Consider the following 3,677-nt stretch of genomic DNA (forward strand, 5'->3'; position numbering starts at 1 on the left):
GGGATGCGCCGCGTCGGCGCCCGGCGGGGCTACCTCGTCTGGCTGCGTGAAGGTGCCAACCATCCGCTACTACGAGGGAGCAGGCTTGATGCCGGCCCCGACCCGCACCGAGGGCAAGCAGCGTCGCTATTTGGAGACAGAGATATCCCGGCTCAATTTCATCCGTCATGCGCGCGAACTCGGATTCGAGATCCAGGCGATTCGCGAGTTGCTGGCTCTGTCCACCGAGCCGGACCGGTCCTGCGCGGAGGTGGACGGCATCGCCCGTCGACACATGGCCGAGGTCGAGCGTCGAATCGGGCAACTCGTGGCTTTGCGCGGAGAGTTGCGGCGCATGGTCGAGGCATGTGGCCACGGTCGGGTGGGGGAGTGTCGGGTGATCGAGACGCTGGCCGACCATCGACAGTGCGCGCATGAGCACGGCCGCATCTCCTGAATCCGGGACCTGCTCAGGAAAAGCCGGGCAAGCTTGCGCCGTGTCGGCCATGACGCAGCGCTGGTTTATCCGCCACGAAAGTTTCAGCTCGTGCTGCGGTCAAAGGTCTTTCGGATGAACACGTTGGGCCTGCCGACCCTCGCTGTTCTCGCCGTAGCCGTAAATAGGACCCGCACAGCACCTTATCGACCGTGCCGGCTGGCTTCGCGTCGCGGCGTTTAGCACCAACGATGGACCCGTATCGACCGCGAGCCTCAGCGTCGGCGTCGCGGTGTCCGCCACGCACAAACGGGGAGATCCTGATGGCTAGCGCGATGTCGATGGCGGTCGGGAAGTGCCCTTCGGTCAATTCCCGGTCCGAGACCGAGCGGGCCGACCGCGAGCGGCTCGAACTCACCGACGACCCCTGGCGAAGCGCCAAAATCTCGCTCGCATCTACGTCGAGCGCGGGCCCGAATACACGGAGGTAGCGGCCTCGCTGGTGTTCCTCGCCATTCTCGGCGCCCTCGGGGCGAAGGCGGGTGGTGCCGCAGTGCCGCGGGCGACGGTACAGTACAGGTGACGTTCCGGGGATCACTCGCCGTGGGCGTCACCGCAGGCATCGGGAGCCTCGTCGGCAAGGTCGTGTGACGAGGCTCGAAGGCAGGACGGGGTGAGCCTGGAACGCGCCGAGAACCGCCACCGGGGGATTTCGAGCCTCAATCCCCCTGCGACGCACGCCTGCCGCGGGCGGGGCGCGGCTTGGCGGAACCGCCCGAGGGACCCGGGTCGGAGACGATCCCGGCTTCCTGGACTCCCTGTCCGAAGGGAGCCGCCGGGACGCCCGCCTCCGTTCTCCGCCCGCTCACGATCACGCCGACGTATCCCTCGCCCGCGATGAAACGGGCGCCCGCGCCGCGAAGGGCCGCGACCAAGCGCTTCGCAAGCGCGACTCGGATCGCGATGAAGCCGTTCTCGTAGTCGTTGATCGACTTCTTCGAAACGCGCGCCAGCAGGTGAAGCTCCTGCTGGGTGAGACCGACCAGCAGGCGGGCGGCTTGGCATAGGTATCCTGGCACGGTCCGGTCCGGAGGGAAATCCGCAGCCGAGGCGAAGTCCACTCCCCGAGGCGCGTCGGGCGAGGCTTGAAAGATTTTTATAGCACAGGTATAATTGGGAACTTCAACAAGCACCGCCGACTGCCCGCCCCCGCCCGACTGATCGTCGAGCGGGAGGGCCGCTTTCCGCCTTTGGGGTTTCGCCATGATCATCGCGCTGTTCGGCGGCGATGGCCGTGCCGTTGGCACGCACGCCGCCTTCCTGATTGCCCGTGCCGCAGCCTCGGTCGGCACCGCCACGACGCTCCTGCGCGTCGTAGGCGCGCACGAATCCCGGCTGCCTCGACTCGACAGCGTGCCGGACACGCTGCGCGTTGTCGAGCTTTGCAGGGACGGTCCCTCCTTCGCAGAGGACTTCCCGCGGGAAGCGGCCGCCGATCCCGCGCGACGCCTCGTGGTGCTCGACCTGCCGCCAGGGTGGGCGGCGGACTGCCCGGTTGATCTCGGGGAATGTCCCAGGGTGATCGCCGTCGGACCGTCCGTCCTCGAACGCGCCATGGCCGTGTCCATGCTGCGCGCGACCGCGCATGCCGCCGTCCCTTGGCTGCTGGGGTGCGGTTTCCCCTCACTCGGAGCGTCCGACCGAACCGTGCGCGACACGGCGGCGGCCGCGGGCCTGGACGACACCTCGATCCGCGTGATCCCTCGCGGCCTGCCGGCTCCGCTGCGGGACGCCGCCGCCCCGGCCCATGGATCCCTGCTCGCGTCCCTGTCCGTTCGCGCTGCGCTTCGCGTGCTGAACGCGGTCGTACCCGGTGCGGTCCCGATGCCGGGGCATCCCGGCGACGTCATCGCTCCCGTCCTGGCCGGGATGGGCGAGGCGGACCGCCGCGACGCGCAGGACCGGCTCCGGGACCTTGCCGATGCCTTGGACGCCGCGGAGGACGGCGAATACCCGTCCGCGGAGGAGCTCGCCGCCGCCCCCGTCCTTGAGGAATGGGAGTTCGGGATGCGGCCGGTCGCGGCGCTCGTCGGTCGCGTCACGCACCATCCGGACTTTCCCCCAGGTCGCCGGGTCCGAACCTCGGAAGTCTACGTTTCCGACCGTCGTACCTGGGCGCGCACCTATTCCAGGCTCTACCGCCTGGGACGGCCCGCCGGTCCGCGTCCCTCCCTGCAGTAGCGCACCGTCTCCCTTTCCGTCGAGGCGGGTCGCCCCTCCCTCGCTCGAAAGGCGGAAGCCGGTCCCGCCCGTCGAGATGTGGGCGGGGGAGCCCTCGCCGCCTGTCCGGGCGGCCATGCGAGGATGTCAGGAGATGCCCGTGCACCCCCAAGGCGAACGTCGCTGGGCGCTGCCGGCGGCGGGCGGTTCGACGTCCCTCACCAGGTTGTGGCGGACGGTCGGGCCGGGCGCCCTCGCGCCCGATCTGGCCAAGCCGTTGCTGGCTGCGGCGACGGCTGCCCTCCAAGGGTCCGGTCCCTCCGTGGCCGCCTCGGAATGGGAAGACGCCCCGGCGGCGCTCCGCGACGCCCGGGCGGTCCTCGGACGATGCGGTCCGGCGCATCCCGACGTCGACGTGGTCGCCACCGCGGCGCTCGCGCTGGCGCTTCGCGGCGAAAAGGCTGCCGCGACGTTCCTCGCCGATGCGCTCGACCGTCTCGCCGCCGACGGGACGGGCGGACCGCACCATGCCCGGTTCGCCTATGCGTGGCGGTCCCGGGTGGAACTTAAGCCGGCGGGCGTCTCCGCCGGGAGCGACGACGGGGCGCCGGACCGGCTGCGGCTTCCGGGTGACGACACCGAGGGAGAACCGATGCGCCTATGGATCTTTTCGGACCTGCACATCGACATCGGGAGTCCATGGACCCCAGCCTCGATCCCCGGGGCCGATCTCGCGGTGGTCGCCGGCGACGTCGGCGAGGGCCTCGTCAAGTCAATCGCGTGGCTCGCCGCGACGGTCCGGCCGCATATGCCGGTCGCGTTCGTGGCCGGAAACCATGAATTCTACCGTCGATGCCTGCCGGACGAGTTGCAGGCGGGGCGCGCGGCCGCGATGGAGGCCGGAATTCACCTCCTGGAGAACGACACCGTCCGCTTCGGCGACGTCGTGGTCTCGGGATGCACCCTGTGGACGGATTACGAGCTCGACGGACCGGCGACGCGGGTCCCCGCCATGCGGGACGCACGCGTCGCCGGTCCGTCG

General features: G+C 70.0%; 4 protein-coding genes and 1 pseudogene. 4 read left to right on the plus strand and 1 reads right to left on the minus strand.

All coding sequences use genetic code 11. The annotated features are described in order from the left end of the window. Both MFF42_RS24510 and MFF42_RS24515 read left to right on the plus strand, forming a co-directional pair. Positions 1 to 436 (plus strand): MerR family transcriptional regulator (locus MFF42_RS24510; protein WP_373875224.1); only part of this gene is annotated, 436 nt, incomplete at its 5' end. A 163-nt stretch (positions 437 to 599) separates the two neighbouring features. Further along, a pseudogene (locus MFF42_RS24515) lies at positions 600 to 1,066 on the plus strand (VIT1/CCC1 transporter family protein). 68 nt (positions 1,067 to 1,134) lie between these two features. On the opposite strand, the gene MFF42_RS24520 reads toward MFF42_RS24515, so the two are convergent. Beyond that, a complete protein-coding gene (locus tag MFF42_RS24520) occupies positions 1,135 to 1,686 on the minus strand; it encodes a helix-turn-helix transcriptional regulator (protein ID WP_238229976.1) in 552 nt (183 codons plus the stop codon). On the opposite strand from MFF42_RS24520, the gene MFF42_RS24525 reads away from it, so the two are divergent. Next, positions 1,679 to 2,656: a DUF6634 family protein gene (locus tag MFF42_RS24525; protein WP_003596818.1), complete on the plus strand. Its 978-nt coding sequence runs from the start codon at positions 1,679 to 1,681 to the stop codon at positions 2,654 to 2,656. The genes MFF42_RS24520 and MFF42_RS24525 overlap by 8 nt on opposite strands. A 133-nt stretch (positions 2,657 to 2,789) precedes the next feature. Continuing rightward, on the plus strand, positions 2,790 to 3,677 hold an 888-nt coding region (locus MFF42_RS24530; RefSeq protein ID WP_238258529.1), incomplete at its 3' end, for a metallophosphoesterase.

The sequence above is a fragment of the Methylorubrum podarium genome, from assembly GCF_022179745.1.
Classification (GTDB): Bacteria; Pseudomonadota; Alphaproteobacteria; order Rhizobiales; family Beijerinckiaceae; genus Methylobacterium; species Methylobacterium podarium.

Excerpts from the sequence above, each read along its gene's own strand:
- MFF42_RS24520 (WP_238229976.1), bottom strand. The coding sequence starts at position 1,686 with ATGATCATGGCGAAACCCCAAAGGCGGAAAGCGGCCCTCCCGCTCGAC.
- MFF42_RS24525 (WP_003596818.1), top strand. The coding sequence starts at position 1,679 with ATGATCATCGCGCTGTTCGGCGGCGATGGCCGTGCCGTTGGCACGCAC.